We start from the raw sequence: 22767 nt of genomic DNA, 5'->3' as shown, positions 1-22767 counted from the left end.
CTTTTAGAATCAGCGAGTAGAAGTGGTGCGGAAGGGAGACCTTTCAGAGGGCCTTTTAGGCCGTGGCCGGTAATAGAGGCTTTCAGCCGAAGAGCAAACCACCCGTTCACACGGGTGGTTTTGATTTAATTCGACCAGCACTGCACCCCTCTGATCTTTTTCGGAAAAAATCGGTTCTTGTTCATTTTTCATGCTACAATAAAGTATCAAATACTTTTTACAGGATAGGTGAAACAGCAATGAAACAATTTTCTTCGCAGGCGGCTGAAAAAGATTATTATGAACACGAAGCCCCCGAAGCAGAATTTATCACGTGGTACAAGCAACAAGAACAACCGGAATACGACAAGCCCTCTGTCACAGTCGATATCGTGATCATGGGGTACAACAAAGCCGAGGATCAGTTAAAATTATTATTGATCCAACGCCGGGGCAATCCTTATCGCAATTCATGGGCTTTACCAGGCGGTTTTGTCGAACGAAATGAATCAACCAATGATAGCGTTCGGCGCGAGACAAAAGAAGAGACCGGTCTTACCATCGGGCGCCGTAACGTAGAACAGCTGCATACTTTTAGCTCCCCTCACCGCGATCCGCGTGGCTGGGTGATCACCGTCAGTTATTTAGCCTTTATCGGTCAAGTCCCACCGACAGCTGGCGATGATACGCAAGATGCCCGCTGGTTCAATTTAGAGCGCCAAGCAGACAAGATCGTGCTCACCAGTGACGATATCGAAATCGAGATCGACCTTGAGACGGGCAAATCAATTGGCAAAGATACGTTAGCTTTTGACCACAATGAGATTATTCGCAAAGGCTTCAATCGAATCGTGAACAAAATGGATCACGAACCGTTGATCTTGCAAGTCTTAGGTGATGAATTCACCATCACAGAAGCGCGTAAAGTCTTTGCTAAATTTTTAGGCGTTGATTACCGCACGGTTGACCACTCCAACTTTAAAAAAGCGATGCTGCAATATTTCGTCGAGATCGGCGAACGTCCAGTGGGAATCGGTCGTCCATCTAAGATCTATCGTTTAAAAGATGAACTCGGTGAGAAAAAATAAACACGTGGAACGCAAGAAAAATATTTTTGGATTTATCGACTCAATGACTAGCTGAAAAAGCCGCGATCAAAGTAAAACTTTGATCGCGGCTTTTTACCTACGAACAGTTTAGGCGCTCGCTTTTTTCTTCATTTGTTTACTGCGCAACTGACCACACGCAGCATCGATATCGGTCCCATGTTCTTTACGGATCACACAGTTGACCCCGTTTTGTTTCAAAATATCATAAAAGCGCAATACATCGGCTTTGTCACTACGAGAATATTGATCGTGTTCGCTGACTGGATTATACGGAATCAAATTCACGTAAACTAATTTCTTTTTATCTTTCATCAGCGCCGCTAATTCTTTAGCATGCTCAGGCCGGTCATTCACGCCTGCCAGCATAATATATTCAAACGTGATCCGACGATTCGTCTCCGCTAAATAATAATCCACCGCTTCCATCAATTTTTCGATCGGGAAGCTGCGATTAATCCGCATGATCGACGAACGGACATCGTTGTTTGGTGCATGCAATGAGATCGCTAAGTTGACTTGCAATCCATTTTCGGCAAATTTTTTGATCTTAGGAACTAAGCCACTAGTCGAAACTGTAATATGACGAGCACCGATCGCTAGTCCTTTTGCGTCATTGATTACGTGGATGAAGTCCATTACATTATCGTAATTGTCAAAAGGTTCTCCGATTCCCATTACGACCACGTGAGAGACCCGTTCATCCTCGCCTCGTTCATCAAAGTAATGTTGGACTAACATGATTTGTGCAACGATCTCGCCGGCAGTCAAGTCCCGTTGTTTTTTTAATAAGCCTGATGCACAAAATGTACAGCCGATATTACAGCCGACTTGGGTCGTGACACACACTGACAAGCCGTATTCTTGCCGCATCAAAACCGTTTCGATCATATTTTTATCTGGTAGTTCAAATAAATATTTGACTGTACCGTCACTTGCTTCTTGGACGACCATTTGCTTTAATGGATTGATAATGAAATGTTCTTCTAATAACGCAAGTGTCGCTTTAGAAAGATTGGTCATCTCAGAAAATGTGGTGACCCGCTTTTGATATAACCATTCCCAAATTTGCGTCGCGCGGAATTTTTTTTCGCCATGGGCTACTAACCACTCTGTCAGCGCCGCTTTTTGCAAACCATAAATCGATATTTTTTCCAACATCTTACCTCCTAGTTCTTCGCTACATACTATAACGGATTCAAAAATGCAATGCAACGCTCTAGCTAAAACTTCACGCTTTCTTTTAAATGATGACCGCTTCTTAGTAACACTCAGTCGACTAAAAAAAGTCTCGCAAGTACGAGACTTTTTTGTTACGGATGATTTTCCAGTGGCAGATCCGCTTCATCTGTTTTTTGTAAATATACTTCCCGGGGCTTACTACCGACAGATGGTCCGATCACGCCGTTGTCTTCCAATTCGTCCACGATGCGCGCGGCTCGGTTATACCCAATCCGAAAGCGCCGTTGCAAGAGTGAAATGCTTGCCGTTTGCATATCGACAACTAGGGCTTTAGCTTCTTCATACAAATCATCTTGCGGCACTTCTGATGGTGAACTCGTCGGCTCTTCTGTGGGCATCATTTTTTCTTCATAATGAGCTTCTTGCTGTTCAGAAACAAAGGATACGATCTGCTCAACTTCATGATCTGAAATGAATGCGCCTTGAACACGGATCGGTTTATTTTCACCCATTGGTAAGAACAACATATCACCGCGCCCTAATAATTTTTCCGCGCCATTGCTATCAATGATCGTTCGCGAATCGGTCCCAGAAGATACGGCAAACGCGATCCGCGAAGGAACATTCGCTTTGATGATCCCGGTGATGACATCGACACTGGGGCGCTGAGTAGCTAAGATCATATGGATCCCGGCAGCCCGCGCCATTTGGGCTAACCGAGTGATAGCATCTTCCACTTCATTTGACGCCACCATCATTAAGTCGGCTAACTCATCGACGATCACGACGATAAAAGGTAAGATCGGCCGCACTTGTCCATCTTCTAAATTTTGCTGGATCACTTGCTCGTTATAACCGGTGATATTGCGCGCACCTGATTGAGCAAATTTTTCGTACCGTTCTTCCATTTCTTGGACAACTTTATGCAACGCTTGAGCCGCTTTTCGCGGGTTGGTCACAACCGGGGTCAACAGATGGGGAATGCCGTTATACACATTCAACTCCACCATCTTCGGATCAATCATCATGAGTTTGACTTCATGAGGTTTGGCTCGCATCAAAATACTGGTAATGATGCCGTTGATGGCGACGGACTTCCCGCTCCCAGTCGAACCGGCGATCAACAGATGGGGCATTTTCGTCAAATCCGCCGTCCGTACTAAACCAGAAATATCTCGCCCCAATGGCACTTCCAATAATTTATCGGGGTGATTGGGTTGCGACTCGATGATATCCCGAAATGAAACGGTGCTGACCGTACTATTGGGTACCTCGATCCCGATCAATGATTTTCCTGGGATCGGTGCTTCCATTCGAACATCTTTTGCCGCTAACGCTAAGGCAATGTCATCCGTCAAATTCACGATCTTGCTGACTTTGACACCCACAGCTGGCTGCACTTCAAATTTCGTGACCGCCGGGCCAAGACTGGCTTTCACGACTTTAGCTTCCACACCAAAACTATCAAACGTTTTTTCCAACACTTTGATATTTTGCTCGATTTTTTGATATTCATCGCTTTGATCCGTTGCCGGGATTTGATCTAGTAATGTCGATGGCGGCAATTGATAATCGTGATCTTCCGGTTCAGCATTTAAATCAAATTCCAACTCCCCTGCATCTGGTTCTTCTTCTAAGTTTTCCGTCGCACCAGCTGCTGGACTAGCAGGTGTCACCCGTGCTTGTGGTGGCTCAGGTGCTTGGAAGCCTTCGATCGGTACGGGTGCAACGGGCTCAACTGCTTTCGTGTGGGGCTCTTGACTTTCTTTGGCTAATTTTTCACCTGGCGTCAACTCACGTTCTACCGGTTGCACGGGTGCAGTGGTCTGCTTTTTAGTGACCGCTCGTTGGGCTTTCACTTTTTCTTTTCGGCGAGCTGCCCGCGCTTTACTGCGCGTCGCTCGTCTTTCATCAACAGTCTCTAATTTTTCTTTGACCGTGTCGCCTGTCTGTGTTAGAAAATCCACCACTTGCGCAAAGTCCATCAAACTAAATAAATAGATCCCACCTAAAAATAAAATAATAGCAACTAAATAACTACCTACTTGCGAAACTAAAAAGTGCGTCAAACTATATAATGCGGCGCCTAACATTCCGCCACCAACATTTTGTGTAATCTGATCACCGAAAAAATCACTCAGCAATAAATCCCACGTCGTCTTCAATACATTCGGGTCTTTAGCTTGAACACTGGCAAAAAGTCGAGCGTGTAGCGTCAGTAAGATTCCTAAATAAAAAACACCTACGCCACTCCAGCGCCGAATCTTCGTAATCTTCAGTTTAGTATTTTTGACGATCAATAAACTACCGTAAACACCTAATAACACGGCTAAAAATTGATATGTATTGCCGCCTAGCATCCGAAAGACATTGGCGATCAAATTCCCTAAAAAGCCTAAATGAAACAGTGAAAAGACTGCGAACAGACAAAAGAGTGCGCCGATTGAAATCGTCAGCCGCTGTTCTTGCAATTGTTTTTGTTTTTTGGTCAGCTTCTTTTTTTTCTTACGTTTACGCTGCTGCGCCATTTTTTTCATCCCTCATTTCATTCTTCCCCATTATACAAAAAAAAGAAGGCGAACAAAAGTTATGCTCGCCTAAAGTTTGCTTAAGATTATGGTTGTGGGACTTTTAATTCTTCGCCAAACCATTTTTTTGAAATTTGGGCATACTGACCATCAGCTTCGACTTTTTTCAAGCCTTCGTTGATCTTTTTGACTAGTTGCTTGTCACCTTTGCGCGCGCCGACTGCAAAATCTTCATTTGCAAAACCGCTTGGCATGATGTTGTAGTTTTGGGTTTGTTTAGCTTGTTTCAAATAATAATCGGCATACACATTATCGATCAACAACCCATTGATTCGTCCGCTTTTTAAATCGATAAAAGCTTCATTGAAACTAGCGTATTGTACCGCATCGTTATCCGCTACGAGATCCTTTAATTTTTTCGGTTCATTCGTAAATGCTTCATAACCAGATGAACCTTCTTGAGCGCCAAGTTTTTTTCCTTTTAAGTCGTTGACACTTGTGATGTTGTCTTTTTTCGGTGTGACGATCACTTGCTCATTTGACGCATAGGGATTTGTAAAAGCAACTTTTTTCTCCCGCTCTTTTGTCACAGTATATCCGTTCCAAATCAAATCGATCGTTCCGTTTTCCAATTCATTTTCTTTCATCGACCAATCAATCGGTTGAAATTTGACGTTGATGCCATATTTTTTGAAAACGGCTTTCGCAAGATCAACATCAAACCCGACGATTTTGCCTTGATCATTTTTGAACCCCATTGGCACAAACGTATCATCTAATCCCACCGTCACTTTTTTGGATTCTTCGATCTTTTTCCAACCATCTGCCGCATCAGATTTTTTAGAACCACAAGCTCCTAACGTAAACATTCCTACGACTGCGACTAACCCTAATACCATTTTTTTGATTTTCATACTTGGTCTCCTCCTTGATTGGTTAAAAAGTTTTTTCCTTCATTTGTTTATTTGATCGGCTCAACTTTCAACAGCTTGTCCGCGATATTTTCGGCAAAAGTCAAATCATGGGTCACAACGATCTGGGTCACACCGTCTTTTTTCAAATCCAAGATCAGTTTTTCCACTTGTTGGCGCAATTCAGGATCAAGCGCACTGGTGGGCTCGTCATAAGCTAAAACTTTTGGGTCCATCGCCATCGCCCGTGCGATCGCTAGCCGTTGCTTTTGACCGCCAGAAAGTTGGTAAGGATAATTTTCCAACAACTCGCTTAGACCTAATAGTTTTGCCAACCGCTCCGCTTTTTGATTGTAAACGTCTTTACTTTCTTTTAAGACGAGGCAGGGTGCGATCGTGATATTATCGCGCACACTTAAATGCGGGAACAATTGAAAATCTTGAAAGACGACGCCGACGACTTGTTCTTGTTCTTTGGTAGACGTCGGATCAAAGGGCTGGCCGTCTAATAAAAATTCTCCGCTGTCTGCTTTTTCCAAACCAGCTAACGTTCGTAACAGCGTCGTCTTCCCACCGCCGGAAGGACCGACGATTGCTAAGATCTCACCGTCAGGGATCACGAGATTCAAATTATCGATCACTTTTTTTGTTCCAAATGACTTGTTGACATTTTTTAATTCGATCATTTTTTTCACCTGCTTTTATTTATAATAATTCAATCGATTTTCTAATTGTTTCATGATCAGCGTTGCAACACCGGTTAAGACTAGATAGATCAAAGCGACTCCGACTAATGGCAATAACGTCGTATCTCGTTCCATTGCGATCTTGCCGGCCCGCATCACATCTGACAAACCTAAGATATAAACTAAAGAAGTATCTTTCACTAAATTGATCACTTCATTTCCCACTGAAGGTAACACGATCTTCACCACTTGCGGGATCACGATCCGGCTGACCGTTTGCCAAGGCGACAAACGCAAGACCCGCGCTGCTTCATATTGTCCTTCTGGAATTGATTGAATCCCCCCGCGAAAAATTTCTGCGTAATAAGCCGCGTAATTCAAAACAAAGGCTAACAGTGCGGCATCAAAACGATCAAACACAATCCCTAAGATCGGCAAGCCGTAAAAAACAAAGATCAATTGTAACAAAAGCGGCGTGCCTCGCATGATCCAAACATAAAAATGCAAGATGGCCTGCAACGGTTTGAAGCGGCTTGCCAGTCCTACCGATAAAATAATTCCTAACGGCAGCGATCCGATAATCGTATACAAAAATAATTTCAAGGTAGTGACCGCACCTTGTAATAGTTGCGGCATGACTTCAGCTAAATAATTCATCTTCGTCTCCTCCAATAGTTAAGCTCGGTTGATTTTTTGCCCGCTGTTTGACGGGTTGAATAAAAAAAGCCTCTGGTAAATTTACCAGAGGACGTAAGCTACGTGGTGCCACCTCAATTTATCTTTTCTTCACAGAAAAGAACTCCATCGGTCAGTTACTAGAAGCAAGGCACGAGATAATAAAAAAGTCCTTTAGCCGAATCGACTAAAGGACGTAAATTACGTGGTGCCACCTTTTTTCATCGCTGTCTTACAACAAGCGACCTCTTCTAGTCATCGTTAAATGACCGTAGCTGTAACGGGCTTCCCGGACCGACCTACTAGTTGTTCAGCCAGCCGACTCAAAGATGTGGTTCACACTTAACGATTGCTTCTTCTCACCAACCAGAAGCTCTCTTGTAATCCGTTACTTGCTACTCTTCTTTTCACTGTCGTTTGATTAAGTTGTTGTTACTATACCGCCAGAAAAAAAGTTTGTCAACCGATAAGTTCAATAAATTGTCAGTTTTTTCTCATTTTTCAAATTTTAAACGAGCTGTAGTAAACGGGCGATCAGCGTCGTTAAAAAGGTCAGCGCCAAGCCGATCACAGTCGGTACGAGAAATGAAACCAGCGTCCATTTGGCACTCCCCGATTCTTTTTTGATCGTGAGTAGCGTCGTTCCGCAAGGCCAATGAAACAACGTGAACAAGATGACGTTTAACGCAGTCAGCCAAGTCCAACCATTGGCTAATAATAGATTTTTCAATTGACCTAATGAATCATAATCCACGATCGTACTCGTTGCTAAATACCCCATCAACATGCACGGGATCACGATCTCATTAGCTGGCAGTCCTAAAATAAACGCCATCAAAATCACACCGTCTAACCCAAATACGTGGGCGATCGGATCTAAAAAGTTGGTGATAACTTGTAACAGTGAACCATCGCCAGTTTGAATGTTGGCTAAGATCCAGATCAACAAGCCCACCGGTGCCGAAACTTTCAACGCGCGACCTAAGACAAACAAGGTCCGGTCCAAAATCGAACGTACTAAGACTTGGCCGATCCGCGGCTTCCGATACGGCGGCAACTCTAATGTAAACGAAGAAGGCAGTCCAGTCAAAATCGTTTGTGACAACACCCGTGAGATCCCCATCGTCATCAATACACCTAATAAAATCGCGCCAGTCAAAAAGGCAGCTGATAAGAGCGAATTCGTCAACGTGTTAGCACTCCCGACAAAAAACAACGTGATCACGGTGATCAAGATCGGAAAACGACCGTTACAAGGTACGAAGTTATTAGTGATGATCGCAATCAATCGCTCGCGAGGTGAATCAATGATCCGTGCACCAGTCACTCCGGCTGCATTACAACCAAAGCCCATACACATGCTCAGTGCTTGCTTACCACACGCACCCGCTTTTTGAAAAGCATGGTCTAAGTTGAAGGCCACACGAGGCAAATAACCAAAATCTTCTAACAACGTAAACGCCGGAAAGAAAATCGCCATCGGTGGTAACATTACCGAAACGACCCAAGCAACGACGCGATAAACGCCTTCGATCAAAGAGCCTTGCAGCCAAGTCGGCCAGCTGTTCGTCCAACTCATCAACACATCTTGAAAGCGAAACAGCGCCGTCGCTAATAAATCAGATGGAACATTTGCGCCTTCGATAGTAAACCAAAAAATCACGAGCAGTAATAAAAGCATGATCGGGATCCCGGTCAATTTACTAGTAAACAGTCGATCCAGTTTGCGGTCGACTTTGTCATGGTTCGCATCGTCAGTAGTCACGACACTAGCAGCAATGACGGCTGCACGATCGATCAATGCTTCAACTTGCTGCTCTTCATGGTCTGTCACCAAATCATGTAATTGCGTGAACATCGTTTGATTGACCACAGCCTCACCTGTCGTCACTTTTTGGACAGCGGTCATCAGTTCCGTCAATCCCGTTTCATAGGTGGCAGAAGTCCCGACTACCGGCACTCCCAGTAAAGCCGCCAGTTTTTCTAAATCAAGTTGGATTTTTTTTCGTTTGGCTTCATCGAGTAAATTGACACAGACCACTACTTTTTTAGTTAGCAACATGATCTGCAATACGAGATTCAAATTTCGTTCTAAAGCCGTCGCGTCACAAACGACCACCGTCGCATCCGCATCAGCCGATAAAATAAAATCGCGCGCGACTTCTTCTTCGGCTGAATGAGCTAACAAAGAATAAGTTCCCGGCAAGTCCACCAGCACATAATTTTTATTTTTAAATTCATGATTGCCTTGTGCGAGTCCAACTGTTTTCCCCGGCCAATTCCCGGTGTGTTGCCGCATCCCTGTCAGTGAGTTAAACAGCGTACTTTTCCCAACATTCGGATTACCTGCAAAAGCGATGACTTGATCATCCGCATTTTTTTTGACCACGGTAAATTCAGTTTCCGTTTTAAGCGTCTGCGTCTGTTCCATCTTCTCTCACCTCCTGCTTGATGATTTCGACTAACGCCGCATCTTTTTTACGAACCGCAAAGATCGTTCCGCGAACTTTATACGCAATCGGGTCACCACTAGGACTTTGTTGGACCGCTTCGATCAAAGTCCCTTTCGTAAAACCTAGATCCCACAAGCGGCGTGTCATTTCAGGATCTAAATAATTTTCATTGATGATCCCTTTTTGTCCGACTGCCAATTCAGATAACCGCATCTGCCTCACTCCTTTTCTTTACTCAATTTATTTCATTCAACATTTTCAGCAAAATTTAAATGTTTAGCCACGCCTAACTTTATTAACTATGTTACCTTGTTGATTTAGAAAATGCAAGAGCTTTTGTGATTAAAAGCAAAACGATCCCGAACTGTTCTGCCGCAAAAAAAGTTTGCGCAGCTAAGGTAGCATCACAGTTTAAAGCTTAGCTGAATAGAGGATGAAGACAAAAAAACTCCAGCTCGTAAGCTAGAGTTCGTTGTTTTATGCTGAAATAAATTTGAATTTGGTCCAAGGTTTTAAAAAGTCTAACAACACAAGTTCTTGTTGTGGGATCTTGCCAACTAAATTTTTACGCGGATCACGATGCGGTTCTAAAATGATTTGCAATTCATTTTTATATTTTCCAAAGGCATCGTTACCGATCACCACGTCACCCACTTGAAAAATTTCGTTCTCATCATGCGGTGGGTTCGGGACTTGCGCATATTTTACTCGCACTTGGGTCGAGCGTGCCGTTTGAGCTGTGATGTCTCCGCGCCGAAAATGATTTTGATCCGTTAAGATTTTTTGCTCGACTTCACTGATGGCCGGTACTGGCTCCACCGTAAAACTCAACTTGTAACGATCGATCGCCGCGACTTTTTCCAATTCTTCATCAGAAGCATACGCGTTGCCGATGATCACGACATCGATCAAGCCAGTGGCAAACAAGTGGCGGGCTTGGACTTCAATTGGCAAGTCGCGGTGCTCTTCTAAAGTTGGCAGTCCATCATTGACATCCCATGGCCCAACTGTCCCTACTTGGCTTGTCACAAAAGCAGCCGTTTTGATGCCTTGCTGTTTGAAACGCTGACTACACGCGACAAAAAAATCATACGGCAGTGCACTGCCGCGCTGCGGATAAAAATTATGACAGCCATAAAGATACGGGCGATTCGCTTCATAAGATAAAATATTATCTAAATACGCGACGTTGTTACTCATATTCAATTCGATCGCCAACTGTTGCGGATTAAACGTCAGCAATGATTCTTTGTTCCCGTCAAACCCTTCGTCTAATCGAATCCCCGCTGCACCTAGTTCCGCAAAAAAGCTTAGATCATCATAGGAAATCGCTAGTTCATCAAAAATCGACGGCGCGATATCTAAAATCGTTTCAAACCCTAATTCATTGCCGTATTCAATCAGCTGTTTAAATTTCTGGCTGACTTTTTCTTTGCCTTCTGTCACTTCCAACATACTCATGAAAATCCGAGTGAAACCAAGGTCAGCCGCTTTTTTTAAATAAGCCCGATCACTGGCTGGATCACTATGATCTGGATAGATCGAGATGCCTAGTTCACGTTTCATCGCTACGCCTCCCAACCATTTTGCTCGGCAACTTGTTTGAACCAACGTCCTGATTTTTTGATCGTTTTGATTTGTGTATGGATATTATTTGAGATAAAACCATAACGATTTTTATAAGCATTCAACCATGACCAACAGTCGATCGGTGTCCACATGTGATAGCCAAAGCAATTAGAACCCGCTTCGATTCCTTTATGCAACCAAGTCAAATGCTCTTTGACAAATTCGATTCGGTAATCGTCTTCGATCATCCCGTCAGCATTCATAAAGCGTTCTTCATTGGAGACGCCCATGCCATTTTCCGAAACGTACCACGGAATGTTCCCATAGTTTTCTTTGATGTTGATGGCGATATCATACAACGCTTGCGGATAAATTTCCCAACCGCGGTCTAAGTTCACGCGACGACCTGGCATGTCATATGCATCATAATAACGATCCGGCATCCACGCACCCACAGAATCCGGTGCAACATCTGGTGCTTTCACTCGATTTGGATGGTAGTAGTTCACGCCAAGAAAATCGATCGTATTTTGTTTAAAGATCGCTTTTTCTTCATCACTCGTTTCCCATAAGACACCGTCGCGAGTCAATAACTCTTCTAACTCACTTGGAAAATGACCGAAGATCGCAGGCTCTAAAAACATTTTATTATTCCAAAGCTCCGCGATGCGCGCTGCTTCTTGATCTTCTGGTGACTCAGAAGCGGCATACGTCGGGGTCAAATTCAAAACTGTTCCGATCTGCGCGTCTTTTAAATCCATCGCTTTGAATTTAGCGATCGCTTTAGCCGATGCTAGATTTAAATTGTAGGCTACTTGGACTGCTTTTTTGCCATCCACGAGATTAGGATAATGAAATTGGAATAAGTATTGGCCTTCCACGACTACCATCGGCTCGTTATGCGTCGTCCAGTATTTAACACGGTCACCAAATAGCTCAAAACATTTTTCCGCAAACCCGACATATAATTCCACCACTTTTTTAGATTCCCAGCCACCGTATTTTTGATACAGTTCGACTGGCAAATCAAAGTGATGTAAGTTCATCACGGGAGTCAAGCCGATCTCTAACATCGCATCGATCACGTGATTATAAAAATCAACAGCGTTTTGATCAACGGTATTTTTTTCTAAATCATCGATCAACCGTGACCATTGAATACTCGTCCGCAAACTGTTCATGCCGACTTCTTTCATCAGCTGCAAGTCATTTTTGTAATCGTTATAAAAATTTGACGCGGTATCTGGGCCGACTTGATCATAAAACGCACTTGGGTCGATCTCATAATGGTAATCAAAAACATTGGCGTGTTTTTTGTGGAAGCGGCCTTCACTTTGGGGACCAGAAGTGGCAGCTCCCCACCAAAAGTTTTCGGGAAATTTTTTCATCGTTACAGTTCTCCTTTGATTAAAAAAGGGATTCAAAGGACTTGTGATCCGCGAATCCCTTTTTTGATTTAGATTTCTTGTCCTTTTTTCTGTTCTTGAATATTTGACATGATGATAAATGGAATGTACATCAAAACAGCGATAACTAAGTTGATGGCAGCTAACACACCGCCAGCTAAGCTTTTAGTAGCTAAGATCCCACCAATGATCGGTGGTGTTACCCATGGTGGCATTACAGTTGCTGGAGGCACTAAACCAAATTTAGTCGCAAAGTAAGCAGTCGATACACAAACCATCGGCGTTAAAATAAATGGAATGAACATGATCGGGTTCAAGACTAGTGGCAAACCGAACATCAATGGCTCATTGATATTGAAAATACCAGGCGCTGCCGCTAAGTTGTTAACGACCATGAATGGTTTATTTTTACGACCTACTAAGTAAATCGCGATGATCAAACCAAGGGTTACACCCGTTCCGCCCATGTTGACGAATGAATCGATAAATGGTTTGTTGACGATATAAGGTGCTGCATGTCCGGCTTCGATCGCCCGAACGTTTGCTTCGATCGCTGGTGCATTGATCGTTTGCATGAATGGATCGATCATGTTGGCACCATGTAATCCAAAGAACCACAAGAATGGTGTGATGAAGGCGATCAGTAAAGCTGAGCCGTAAGAGTTTGCTAAGCCCATGAATGGTTCTTGGACTAATTTGTAGAAACTTTCGAACATATCTTTGACACCAAACGCGGCAATGATTGCTGCGACTAAACCAAAGATCGAAATCGTGATCATAGCTGGGAAAAGTGACGCAAAAGCTTTGGCAACTGCTGGCGGTACTCCATCAGGCATTTTAACAACTAATTTTGGATTGCCAACTAAACGAGTGAAGATTTCAGCCGTTAAGATCCCAACGATCAACGCTACGAACAAACCAGTTGAGTTCATTCCACTGACAGCTGCTCCTAACGTAAAGAATGAAGCGACGGAGACAACACCGGTAGCGATTGGATCTTTGCCATATGTGTGGGCTAAGTTATACGCAACTAAGAAGGCGATGAAAACCGACAGTACGCCAAAGGTTCCGTTCCAAACAGAGCCCCCGAAGCCTTGCCAAGCTTTGCCGCCAAAAATACCGTTCATAAAACTTTGGAAACCTGGAATCGGTAAATTGTTGATCATGACTGCCAATGCCCCTAAAATCATTAGCGGCATCGTAACCATAAATGAATCTCGAATCGCAACTAGATGACGCTGCGCGCCGATCTTAGAAGCAACCGGGATAAAATGTTTTTCCATAAAATCGATAAAGCGATTCATAATTTTTTCCTCCTTGTTCCTATTAAGGTATAGAAATTTTTTCAAATTTCTGTTTGATTTTCACGCCGTATACCATTCCACTAATCTAACTTTAACAAGTGGAACTGGCATCCTTGTTCCTATTAAGGTGTAGAAATTTTTTTCAAATTTCTGTTTGATTTTCACGTCTTCGCGTTAAAGTATCGTAACCGCCGCTTAGAAATAATCATAAAAAGAGTGACGGCCGATTGGAAATAAATATTTGATTTTTTCTGGTCGTGGACTAGTCAGCCTTTCCGTAAACAGTAAGGCATCTAACGTTCGCCCACCTAATAATAATTGGGTCCAACTCGTGATCGCTCCTGCCAGATCCGCTGAGTGATTTTCAACTTTTTGGACTCGGTTCTTATCCGCTACCGCAACGTGCCAAATGCCAACATTTTGCGGACACTGCACATCTTGCGTCACTTCAAAATAGTAATCGCCCGTTTTTAGCGGAACGTTTTCGATGACAGTTTGAAAATCAATGATGCGGCCCATCATGTAAGGAACTAATTCGATCTGTAAGTCCGCCGTTTCTAAAAAGCAATCTTCCAACTGCTCAGTCACTGGTGCGGCGTAGCTGAATTTTTGAAAGGATGACACGTGGGATTTCATAAAAGTCAATAATTTCCGTAAGCCAAAAATAGTTCGATAGGAAAGTTCATCCACGATAAAAGTGTCACCTTTCAGGCGATAGATCAAATAGCCACAAGCCGTGTGCAACTCATCATAAGCCACTGCGATAAAGCGGTGGGGATAGTACTGATCACTGCGCTGCCACCACCAATTTTCTCGTGCGATCGTTGCGGCTTCACATCCAGCCGTTAACTGTTCATGATAAAGTGCTAAAACTGTTTCACGCAATGCTGCAGTTTGCCACGTTCCCCGTTTGATAGAGCCGGCCTTTTCACTTTTCAACTGGGCAAAAGCTTGCTGATTTAGTTGATATTTTTTTTGCCAGCTCACTTGCTCATAGCCGAATTGGCGATAAAAATCTTCTGCAAAAGGCGCTAATAATGACAGCGCAACGTTTTGTTTTGCTAAATCATTCAGCACTTCTACCATTGTGTGGGCCACCTCACCGCTGCCTCGATATTCAGGAAAACTTGCAACGTAACCGATCCCGGCTAATGGCAACTGACTATGATAAAATTGCGCGGTAAAATGATTGGCCATTACTAAGCTCGTTAACTCACCGGCTGTTTTTTGCCCGTAACACGTCGCGTGTTCATAACGAGATAAAAACAATGGATCATGTTCAATTGAATCTGTTTTGTTGAAGGCGTACTCGATCAAATGAGCGACGTCTTTTAAAGCGGCTTCATTTTTTTCTAAACGCACGCCACTCCCTCCTTTTATTCGTCGGCAGCTAAACGTTCATAGATCTCAACGACTTCTTTTGCTAAATCGTTGAACGTGATACTGGTCATCAAATGATCTTGGCTGTGAACCGTCAACAATGTGATGTTCATCGGTTTGCCACTCGCTTCGTCAGTCAACAGACTCGTTTGTGAGTGATGGGCTTCTACTAAGGCTTGTTCAGCCGCTTTTAATTTTTCATGCGCTTGTTCGAAATCGCCTTTTTTCGCGGCTTGGATGGCTTCCATCGCATCGCTTTTCGCGTTTCCGGCATTGACGATCAATCCCATGACTGCTTCTAATTGTTCTTGATTCAACGGTTCAGTCATCGCTAAATCTCCTTTTATTTTTTATTTATTGTCGATTAGTTCCATTGCAGTTTTTAAAACACTCTCACCATTCATCATGCCGTAATCTTTCATGTCGATCACTGCTAATGGCACATTTTTACCCGCTAATTTATCTTCGAATTGGCTCTTCATAAAGCGAACTTGAGGTCCAAGCAACATCACATCGATCGGATGTTCACTATCTTCAAGTTTAGCATCTGCTTCTGAAGCGGAGACAGCGAAAATATCGGCTTCCATCCCTTGAGCTTCTGCTGCTTTTTCCATTTTTGTGACCAATAAACTCGTACTCATTCCAGCTGAACAAACTAACATAATTCGTTTCATCTAAAACACTCCTTAAATTTTATTTGACATTAACTATAAAGCAAAAAGCGTGCCAACTTTTTTTAACAAGCAGCCTTTACTTGATGCAGTTTAGCGCTTACACACAAAAAAGAAGGGGGTTACACACTGTGTAACCCCCTTCATTGAATCAATTTTATAAGTTAAGGTCATTGTCATGGAGCATCTTCACTAAGTAGGCTTGGTCATCGGGAGTAAACAAGACACCAAATTTTTCTTGTAATTGTGTCAACAGCTGCATGACTGCTCCCAATAATCCCTGCTGCTGGGTCAAATAATTTTCGCAATCATTAAACGCGGGACTATGCTCGCCTTTTTTTATCTTATCTACCAAAAAGGCCAAATGGATCGCGATGCCTTGTAAGACATTTGGATCGATCACCAATGTTTGTTGCGTGCGGATTCGTTTCAAGCCTTGCTCGATCGTTAAAAATAATTCCGTCACATCGAGTTCTGGTGAAAAATCTCCAGTCAATGCTTTGATCATCTCAGTCAATGTCAACTGCGTGCCTAATAAATCTTGAAAGGCGATGATCTTTTTGCGATCGAATAAATCTAACGCTGGAACAAATGGGATCTGTTGATAGCTGATCTCCATCGTTCCGACAATCGCCACGATCTCTTTGTGGTCGATCAACTGATCGATGCGGTGCTTAAAGCTTTCTTTTTCTAAAAATTGCATTTGCTCGATTTCAAATTCAGCTGGGTCTACCAGCCGCGAGACGACTTCATGCAACTTACGCGCCACACCTTCGCCTGTGAAACACGCGACGATGATCACCTTTTTACGATCTTTTTTTACTAATTCTTCTTGTTGGACCAAATTGACAAACATCGTCATCACACTGTGGTAAATATCTTCTAAACTGCGACCTAGTGAAGCTAGGCGCAATGTTTCTAAAACTAACAACGTGCTGGCTAACGTAATGACTTTCGTTCGGATCCCTGTCTCATGATAGATCAATTTCCCAAAGTCATTCAAAGAGCCCATATCGGTTAACAATATGATCCCTTCTGAAAAATTTTCTTTGCTAGCGGCTAAGTAATTTCGTAATTGCGTGTACATCTCCTCGGTTTTTACCGTCAACGGCATGTTGAACGCAATACCGTTTTGTGTCCCTAACAGATCTTGCGCTGTTTCCAACATACTGCTAGCAGTCGAGCGGCCGTGCATCAACACGATGACTGCCACTTGTTTTTCCGCCAACATTTTTTTCTCGCTGATCTCTTTGGTCAGAAACATCGTAATGAACCCGATTTCATCTAATGGGATCATCACGTGATACGCTTCTTCGATTTGGCCAGAAATCTCGATTGCTAATTGAAATTCTTTTGAATAGCGTCGCCTTATCTCATTTAAATTCGGATGCGGGATCAGTTGGTTGGCGCGAATTCGTTCAATCGTTGAGTTCATGTGCAACGCAAAAGCAAATCGGACTTTTTCATCAAATTGTCGTTGTAGTTTTTCAGTAGCGATACTGTAGATCTCATTAGTCAAATGCCACAACTCGTCTGAGATGATCTCACGATACGCATTCGTATGGGACAATTCTTCTACATACGTATCAAAATAACGATCGACATCATTTGAGATCAATTCTTCCAAATCGATCTCACTTAAGTTTTCATGATTCAAATGATCCAACTTATGAGCGATCGAATTATAAACTTCCATGCTTTGAGTCGGATCTTGCGCCCAAACGACTTCTTCTTTGCCTGGCTTAAATGACAGATAGAGATTTTTTTTATCCATCAATGGACTGATGGTCTCGGGCGTTTCTTTTTCTCGCAGCAGACCTTTTTGAACACTCAACGGCAAATCTTCTTGAACGATCATCAATTTTTGACCATCATTTTTCGTCCGATAATGTAAGAATGCTTTGGCACAAACTAACTTTAAATCTCGTTTTAATTGGCCGATATTGCCTTCTGCTTGATACAATAAAAAAGCGAGCAAACTTTTTTTGTCGATCGCGATCTCTTGATTCAAACGATTTGCTTCTTGCTGCAAAAATTCTTTGATGATCGCCAGCCGCTCATCTAATGAGCGCTGTTCTAATGAAGGCAGTTCGATCTGCATCGGGATGCGGCGATTGAAAGTCGTCAAAAAAGTCGAACTCGTTTCCGTCGTCGCGCCTAAGATCTGAACAGCCGCAGTTTTTTCTTTGCTATCCCCTAATGGACGATAAATTCCCTTGTCGATAAACGTAAACAGCATCTCTTGACCTTCTGGTGGTAAGCGATGGATCTCATCTAAAAATAAAATACCGCCGTCAGCTTTTGCCACTAACCCTTCTCGGTTTTCTTCTGCCCCCGTAAAAGCTCCGCGCTTCACACCAAAAATATGCCCGTAAAGCAGTTGCGGGTTTTGGGCATAATCGGCACAGTTGAAGGTGATAAACGGTGCTGTCTCATCCAGCATGCCAGAAGAAACAGCAAAGTGATACATACACTCAGCAAACATCGTTTTCCCGGTCCCCGTCTCACCAAAAATAATTGTATGTAAACCCCGCGGTGGATATAAGATCGCCGCTTTTGATTTTTGGATCTGACTTTTTAAAGAATCTTCACGACCGATCAAATTATCAAAGGTGATATGATCTTCTGTCGCGACTTTTGTCTTGATCGCTTGGACTTGAAATAAAACCGGCCGGCCATCGATTTTTTGGACACGACCTGTTTTAACCAACTCATTTAAATAGCGGCTGACATTTGTTCGATCCATTTGCATTTTTTCTGCTAACTGCGCCGCACTTTGCGGAGTCGCCGCTTTTTTCAACCACTCAAATACTTCTTCTTTTCGTGAACTCAAACGAACACCTCCAGATCTTTGGTATAGAGCAAACCCATTATAACCAATCTGCATTAAAATTTTCCAAATTTTTCTCAAAAAATAGGATTGCATTTTAAAGCTGACGATTAAACTGCAAAAAAGAGTGGGACTCGCGGTCTCACTCTTTCTGACTCACATTAGCTAATTGGCTACGCTGTACTAGTCACCTTATTCTTTTTTCATAGCTGCTTTTAAGGCTGCTGCCAATGGACTTTCTTGTTCTTCAGCTTCTTGATTGACTTTTTTCAACAAGCGTCGTTCTTCCTGCTTGCTCATTTTTTTACTGCGTTCTTTTTTATCTAACATTTTTTCCGTCGTCCCATCATATTTACAGCGGAAATATGAACCGTTTTTGCCATCAATGATCTCCATCTTGCGATGACATTGCGGGCAACGATGATTGGAAACTTTTGGATCTTTGCGGCGCCGATAATTACACTCAGGATTTGTACAAACATAGATCTTGCCATCCCGCGTATTTTTTTCTCGTAATGGCGAGCCGCACTCGGGACATTTTTTTTGCGTGATCGAAAAGTCTTGGTATTTTTTCTCGCTTTGTTTGACTTCGTTTACCAGTTGTTTCGTATCTTTTTCGATCTCACTTAAAAATTTCTGACTGCTGTATTTCCCGCGAGCGATCTGTTCCAATTGTTTTTCCCATTTTTCGGTCAGCTCGGGTGTCGCAAGTGCTGGATTAACGAGCTCTAACAATTGTTTCCCTTTTGGTGAGACTTGCAAGCCGTGAGGGGTTCGCTCCATCAATTCCGACTTGATCAATTTTTCGATAATCTCGGCCCGAGTGGCTGGTGTTCCCAGACTGAATTTTTCCATTTGGGCTAACAGCGTCCCTTCACTCAATGGTTTAGGTGGTGTCGTTAATGCACGCTCGATCGAAAAGCTCGGCACGATCTTTTGTCCTTCTTGCCAATCAACTGCCGTTTGAGTCGCAGCTTCTTTTTGTTTCCACCCGGCCACTAAAACTTCATGCTGTGAAAAAGTGAAAGTATCTTCGCCAAAAGTCACGGTCACTTTTTGTTGGCGTTCTTTATGCGGTTCAGCAAATAGACCTAAAAAACGCTCCACGATCAAATTGTAGATCTTCTGTTCATCCCCAGTTAATTTTTCATACCGCGGACGTTGTTCAGTCGGGATCAACGCATGGTGATCGGTGACTTTGCTATCTTGAAAAACTTTTTGCTGTTTGACGACCGCGCCGCCTTTGATGTATTGCTTGACTTCCGGCGCAAAATCACTGATTGCTTGCAGACGTTCTTTCATCGTTGCTTTCATATCACTCGTTAAATATTTGCTATCTGTCCGCGGATATGTGACGATCTTATGGACTTCATACAAACTTTGAACCAGTGACAATGTTTTTTTAGCTGAAAATTGATAACGTGCATTGGCTTCCCGCTGGATCTCCGTTAGGTCATACGGCAGTGGTGCCGGCTCGATTTTTTCTTTTTCTTGGATCTTTGTGACCGTTCCTTTTTGCTGACTCAAAGTATGAACGATTTTTTCCGCTTCGTCACGTTCTTTAATCGCGTAGGGATTTTTTTGTTGTCGCTTCGCTTTTTGACCATTGACTTCTAAGCGAATCTCAAAATAATTTTGCGGCCGAAATTGATCGATCTTTTTTTCTTGTTGGCGAACTAACGCGAGTGTCGGTGTTTGGACCCGACCAGCCGAGAGATTGTCTTGGTATTTGACAGTCATGGCGCGCGTTACATTCAACCCTACCAACCAGTCAGCTTTTGCTCGAGCTAACGCTGATTGATAAAGATCATCGTATTCTTTAGCCGGACGTAATTTTTTAAATCCATCTTTGATCGCCTTGTTTGTTTGCGAAGAAATCCACAACCGCTTAACTGGCTTATTGAACCGTACCCACTCTAAGATCCAGCGTGCTACTAGTTCACCTTCTCGTCCCGCATCTGTTGCGATCACCGCTTCAGAAACGTCACTGCGTTTAGCTAACTGACTGATCGTTTTTAACTGTCCGCCGGTTTTAGGCAGTGGTTTGATCCCGATCTTTTTAGGAATCATCGGCAAGGTCTCCATTTGCCACGTTTGCCATTCCCGATTGAGGTCTTCCGGCATTTTTAAGCCCAATAAATGACCAAGGGCCCACGTGATGATCACGTTAGGACCCTCGAAATAATTTTTATGTTTTTGATTCGCATTAAGCACCTTGCTTAAGTCTCTTGCAACACTTGGTTTTTCCGCTAGAATTAGTTGTTTCATAAAGTTCTTTTCCACTCTCCAAGTCTAGTGCTTCTCCATCTTTTAACAAAGCCAAGCCCCAATACTGTTGAAGATAATCATCACACTCTTCACACCAGCGCTCGTCTTCAGGATTCCAAAAAGCACTTAAATAATTTTTTTTCGCATTTTGATATGTATTATGTTCTGAAAATTCCTGCCAACAGTTTGCGTAGTAATTTTGGGCACTCGCAAAATCAGTAAACTGTTTTTCTTCCTTGATATCTTGTTTCCAACCGTCAAAAAACCACCACGGCTCATTATCACCGTACATTTTAATTACTTGATACATGATAGTTCCCCCTTTATGCAATTCAATCATAAGCAGTGGAAAAAAAATTGGCAAGTAATCTGTTTAGTTGACGGACTTTTTAATTTAATCAGCAAACAAGTTAATTTCTATTTTGCCATAGAAAGTTTGCGATTTCCTTAAATACCACTTTACCATAAAGCAAGTCATTTTTATATCTCGTTTTCCCCTGTTAAACTTGAAAATAGAAACTGAAAACATTTGAAAGAAGGCATATTCCGTTTTGACCCAACGAATTAAACAAAAATTATTTCAACCGCGCGCCACGTGGCAAAAAAATTTGATCGTCTTGTGGTTCGGGACTTTTATGGCGGGCGTCGGCTTTAGTTTGGTCATGCCGTTCATGTCTTTATACATCGATACATTAGGGCATTACTCTAGTACGCAACTCAATTTTTGGAGTGGGATTACCTTTTCTTCTACTTTTTTAGTCACTGCGATCATCTCGCCGGCTTGGGGTCGGTTGGCCGATCAAAAGGGCCGGAAGCTGATGCTTTTGCGAGCCTCGCTGGGCATGGCGATCGTCATCGCGTTGATGGGACTTGTCACAAGTGTTTATCAACTGATCGGCTTGCGTTTACTGCAAGGCGTTTTTTCCGGTTACATCAGTAATGCCACCGCGCTAGTTGCTACGGGGACACCGAGAGAAAAAAGCGGTCAAGTACTTGGAACGCTTTCGACTGGTGCGGTCACAGGAAATTTATTGGGTCCTTTAGTCGGTGGGGTCGCCGCCTCATTATTCGGTTATCGTTATACTTTTTTTATCACTGGCGCGATTTTATTGATCGTCTTTTTGTTGAGTTTATTTTTCGTCCACGAAGAATTTACGCCGGTTGAGAAAAAAGATATGATCCCCGCTAAACAGATCTATCAAGAATTGAAATATCCCCACTTGATCATCGGCATGTTCATTACGACAATGATCATCCAAGCATCCAACAACTCGATCAGTCCGATCATTAGTTTATACGTCCGAGAGTTGATGCATCATGCTGGTGATGTCACCTTAGTCAGTGGGATCATTGCTTCGATTCCCGGGATCGCTACACTGATCGCTGCACCGCGTTTTGGTCGGTTAGGAGATCGGATCGGTAGCGAAAAAATCTTAGGCGTTGGTTTGATTTTTGCGATGCTCGTTTATTTACCGATGTCACTGGTCCAAAATGTATGGCAGCTAGGCTTCTTGCGTTTTCTAGTCGGCATTTCAGACGCGTGTCTCTTACCGGCTGTGCAAGCTTTGATCACTAAATACTCACCACATGATGCAGCTGGCCGGATTTTTAGTTACAACCAATCATTCCAAGCAGCCGGCAATGTTATGGGACCTATGATCGGTTCAAGCGTCTCATCTATTTTTGGTTACCGCGGCGTCTTTCTCTCCACTTCCTTATTGATCTTGATCAACTATCTTTCCGTTCACCGCAACACGAAAGAAATCGAACACGACTACCAGGAAGCTCCGGATACCAATCACTGATTTTTTCTAACTCG

The 22767-nt window shown here is 43.1% G+C and carries 18 protein-coding genes and 1 other annotated feature; of the genes, 2 read left to right on the top strand and 16 right to left on the bottom strand.

The window, feature by feature from the left end; all coding sequences use genetic code 11:
- The first annotated feature begins 239 nt into the window (after window positions 1-239).
- Window positions 240-1067, top strand: a complete 828-nt coding sequence (locus tag GVJ38_RS08710; RefSeq protein ID WP_159722766.1) for an NUDIX hydrolase — start codon at window positions 240-242, stop codon at window positions 1065-1067.
- 108 nt (window positions 1068-1175) lie between these two features.
- On the opposite strand, the gene rlmN is transcribed toward GVJ38_RS08710, so the two are convergent.
- The 16 genes from rlmN to GVJ38_RS08630 form a co-directional block, all read right to left on the bottom strand.
- Entirely contained in the window at window positions 1176-2243 is a 1068-nt protein-coding gene (rlmN, locus tag GVJ38_RS08705) for a 23S rRNA (adenine(2503)-C(2))-methyltransferase RlmN (protein WP_159722770.1), read from the bottom strand.
- Between the two features lie 155 nt (window positions 2244-2398).
- Window positions 2399-4795 carry a DNA translocase FtsK gene (locus GVJ38_RS08700; RefSeq protein ID WP_159722769.1) on the bottom strand — a complete coding sequence of 799 codons (2397 nt, stop codon included), beginning with the start codon at window positions 4793-4795 and terminating at the stop codon, window positions 2399-2401.
- An 86-nt stretch (window positions 4796-4881) separates the two neighbouring features.
- Window positions 4882-5709, bottom strand: a complete 828-nt coding sequence (locus GVJ38_RS08695) for an amino acid ABC transporter substrate-binding protein (protein ID WP_159722765.1) — start codon at window positions 5707-5709, stop codon at window positions 4882-4884.
- A 47-nt stretch (window positions 5710-5756) separates the two neighbouring features.
- Entirely contained in the window at window positions 5757-6392 is a 636-nt protein-coding gene (locus GVJ38_RS08690) for an amino acid ABC transporter ATP-binding protein (RefSeq protein ID WP_159722764.1), read from the bottom strand.
- Between the two features lie 15 nt (window positions 6393-6407).
- Window positions 6408-7049, bottom strand: a complete 642-nt coding sequence (locus tag GVJ38_RS08685; protein WP_159722763.1) for an amino acid ABC transporter permease — start codon at window positions 7047-7049, stop codon at window positions 6408-6410.
- 205 nt (window positions 7050-7254) lie between these two features.
- Window positions 7255-7487 (bottom strand) — a binding site (T-box leader).
- 88 nt (window positions 7488-7575) lie between these two features.
- On the bottom strand, window positions 7576-9498 hold the full coding sequence (feoB, locus tag GVJ38_RS08680; RefSeq protein WP_159722762.1) for a ferrous iron transporter B: 1923 nt from the start codon (window positions 9496-9498) through the stop codon (window positions 7576-7578).
- Window positions 9476-9733, bottom strand: coding sequence for a FeoA family protein (locus tag GVJ38_RS08675; protein ID WP_159722761.1), 258 nt, complete (start codon window positions 9731-9733; stop codon window positions 9476-9478). Before GVJ38_RS08675 ends, feoB begins: the two co-directional genes overlap by 23 nt.
- A 264-nt stretch (window positions 9734-9997) precedes the next feature.
- The gene (locus GVJ38_RS08670) at window positions 9998-11086 is read right to left on the bottom strand and encodes a DUF871 domain-containing protein (protein WP_159722760.1); all 1089 of its coding nucleotides are present in this window, start codon (window positions 11084-11086) and stop codon (window positions 9998-10000) included.
- A gap of 2 nt (window positions 11087-11088) precedes the next feature.
- On the bottom strand, window positions 11089-12477 hold the full coding sequence (locus tag GVJ38_RS08665; RefSeq protein ID WP_159722759.1) for a glycoside hydrolase family 1 protein: 1389 nt from the start codon (window positions 12475-12477) through the stop codon (window positions 11089-11091).
- A 68-nt stretch (window positions 12478-12545) separates the two neighbouring features.
- Window positions 12546-13799, bottom strand: coding sequence for a PTS sugar transporter subunit IIC (locus GVJ38_RS08660; RefSeq protein ID WP_159722758.1), 1254 nt, complete (start codon window positions 13797-13799; stop codon window positions 12546-12548).
- Window positions 13800-13994: 195 nt separating this feature from the next.
- Complete coding sequence (locus GVJ38_RS08655) at window positions 13995-15161, bottom strand: GNAT family N-acetyltransferase (protein WP_159722757.1); 1167 nt, start codon at window positions 15159-15161, stop codon at window positions 13995-13997.
- Window positions 15162-15175: 14 nt separating this feature from the next.
- Window positions 15176-15508: a PTS lactose/cellobiose transporter subunit IIA gene (locus GVJ38_RS08650; RefSeq protein ID WP_159722756.1), complete on the bottom strand. Its 333-nt coding sequence runs from the start codon at window positions 15506-15508 to the stop codon at window positions 15176-15178.
- 21 nt (window positions 15509-15529) lie between these two features.
- Window positions 15530-15853 (bottom strand): PTS sugar transporter subunit IIB, encoded by a 324-nt coding sequence (locus GVJ38_RS08645; protein WP_159722755.1) that lies wholly within the window; start codon window positions 15851-15853, stop codon window positions 15530-15532.
- Between the two features lie 154 nt (window positions 15854-16007).
- Window positions 16008-18683: a sigma-54-dependent transcriptional regulator gene (locus GVJ38_RS08640; protein ID WP_159722754.1), complete on the bottom strand. Its 2676-nt coding sequence runs from the start codon at window positions 18681-18683 to the stop codon at window positions 16008-16010.
- Window positions 18684-18872: 189 nt separating this feature from the next.
- The gene (locus GVJ38_RS08635; RefSeq protein WP_159722753.1) at window positions 18873-20948 is read right to left on the bottom strand and encodes a DNA topoisomerase III; all 2076 of its coding nucleotides are present in this window, start codon (window positions 20946-20948) and stop codon (window positions 18873-18875) included.
- Window positions 20887-21258, bottom strand: coding sequence for a DUF1033 family protein (locus GVJ38_RS08630; RefSeq protein WP_159722752.1), 372 nt, complete (start codon window positions 21256-21258; stop codon window positions 20887-20889). Before GVJ38_RS08630 ends, GVJ38_RS08635 begins: the two co-directional genes overlap by 62 nt.
- A gap of 241 nt (window positions 21259-21499) precedes the next feature.
- Between GVJ38_RS08630 and GVJ38_RS08625 the strand changes: the two genes are divergently transcribed.
- Complete coding sequence (locus GVJ38_RS08625; protein WP_159722751.1) at window positions 21500-22753, top strand: multidrug efflux MFS transporter; 1254 nt, start codon at window positions 21500-21502, stop codon at window positions 22751-22753.
- Window positions 22754-22767: the final 14 nt, after the last annotated feature.

Origin of the sequence: Enterococcus sp. CSURQ0835 (genome assembly GCF_902706605.1) — a bacterium.
Lineage (GTDB): Bacteria > Bacillota > Bacilli > Lactobacillales > Enterococcaceae > Enterococcus_A.
This window is presented reverse-complemented; position numbering and strand designations above follow the sequence as displayed.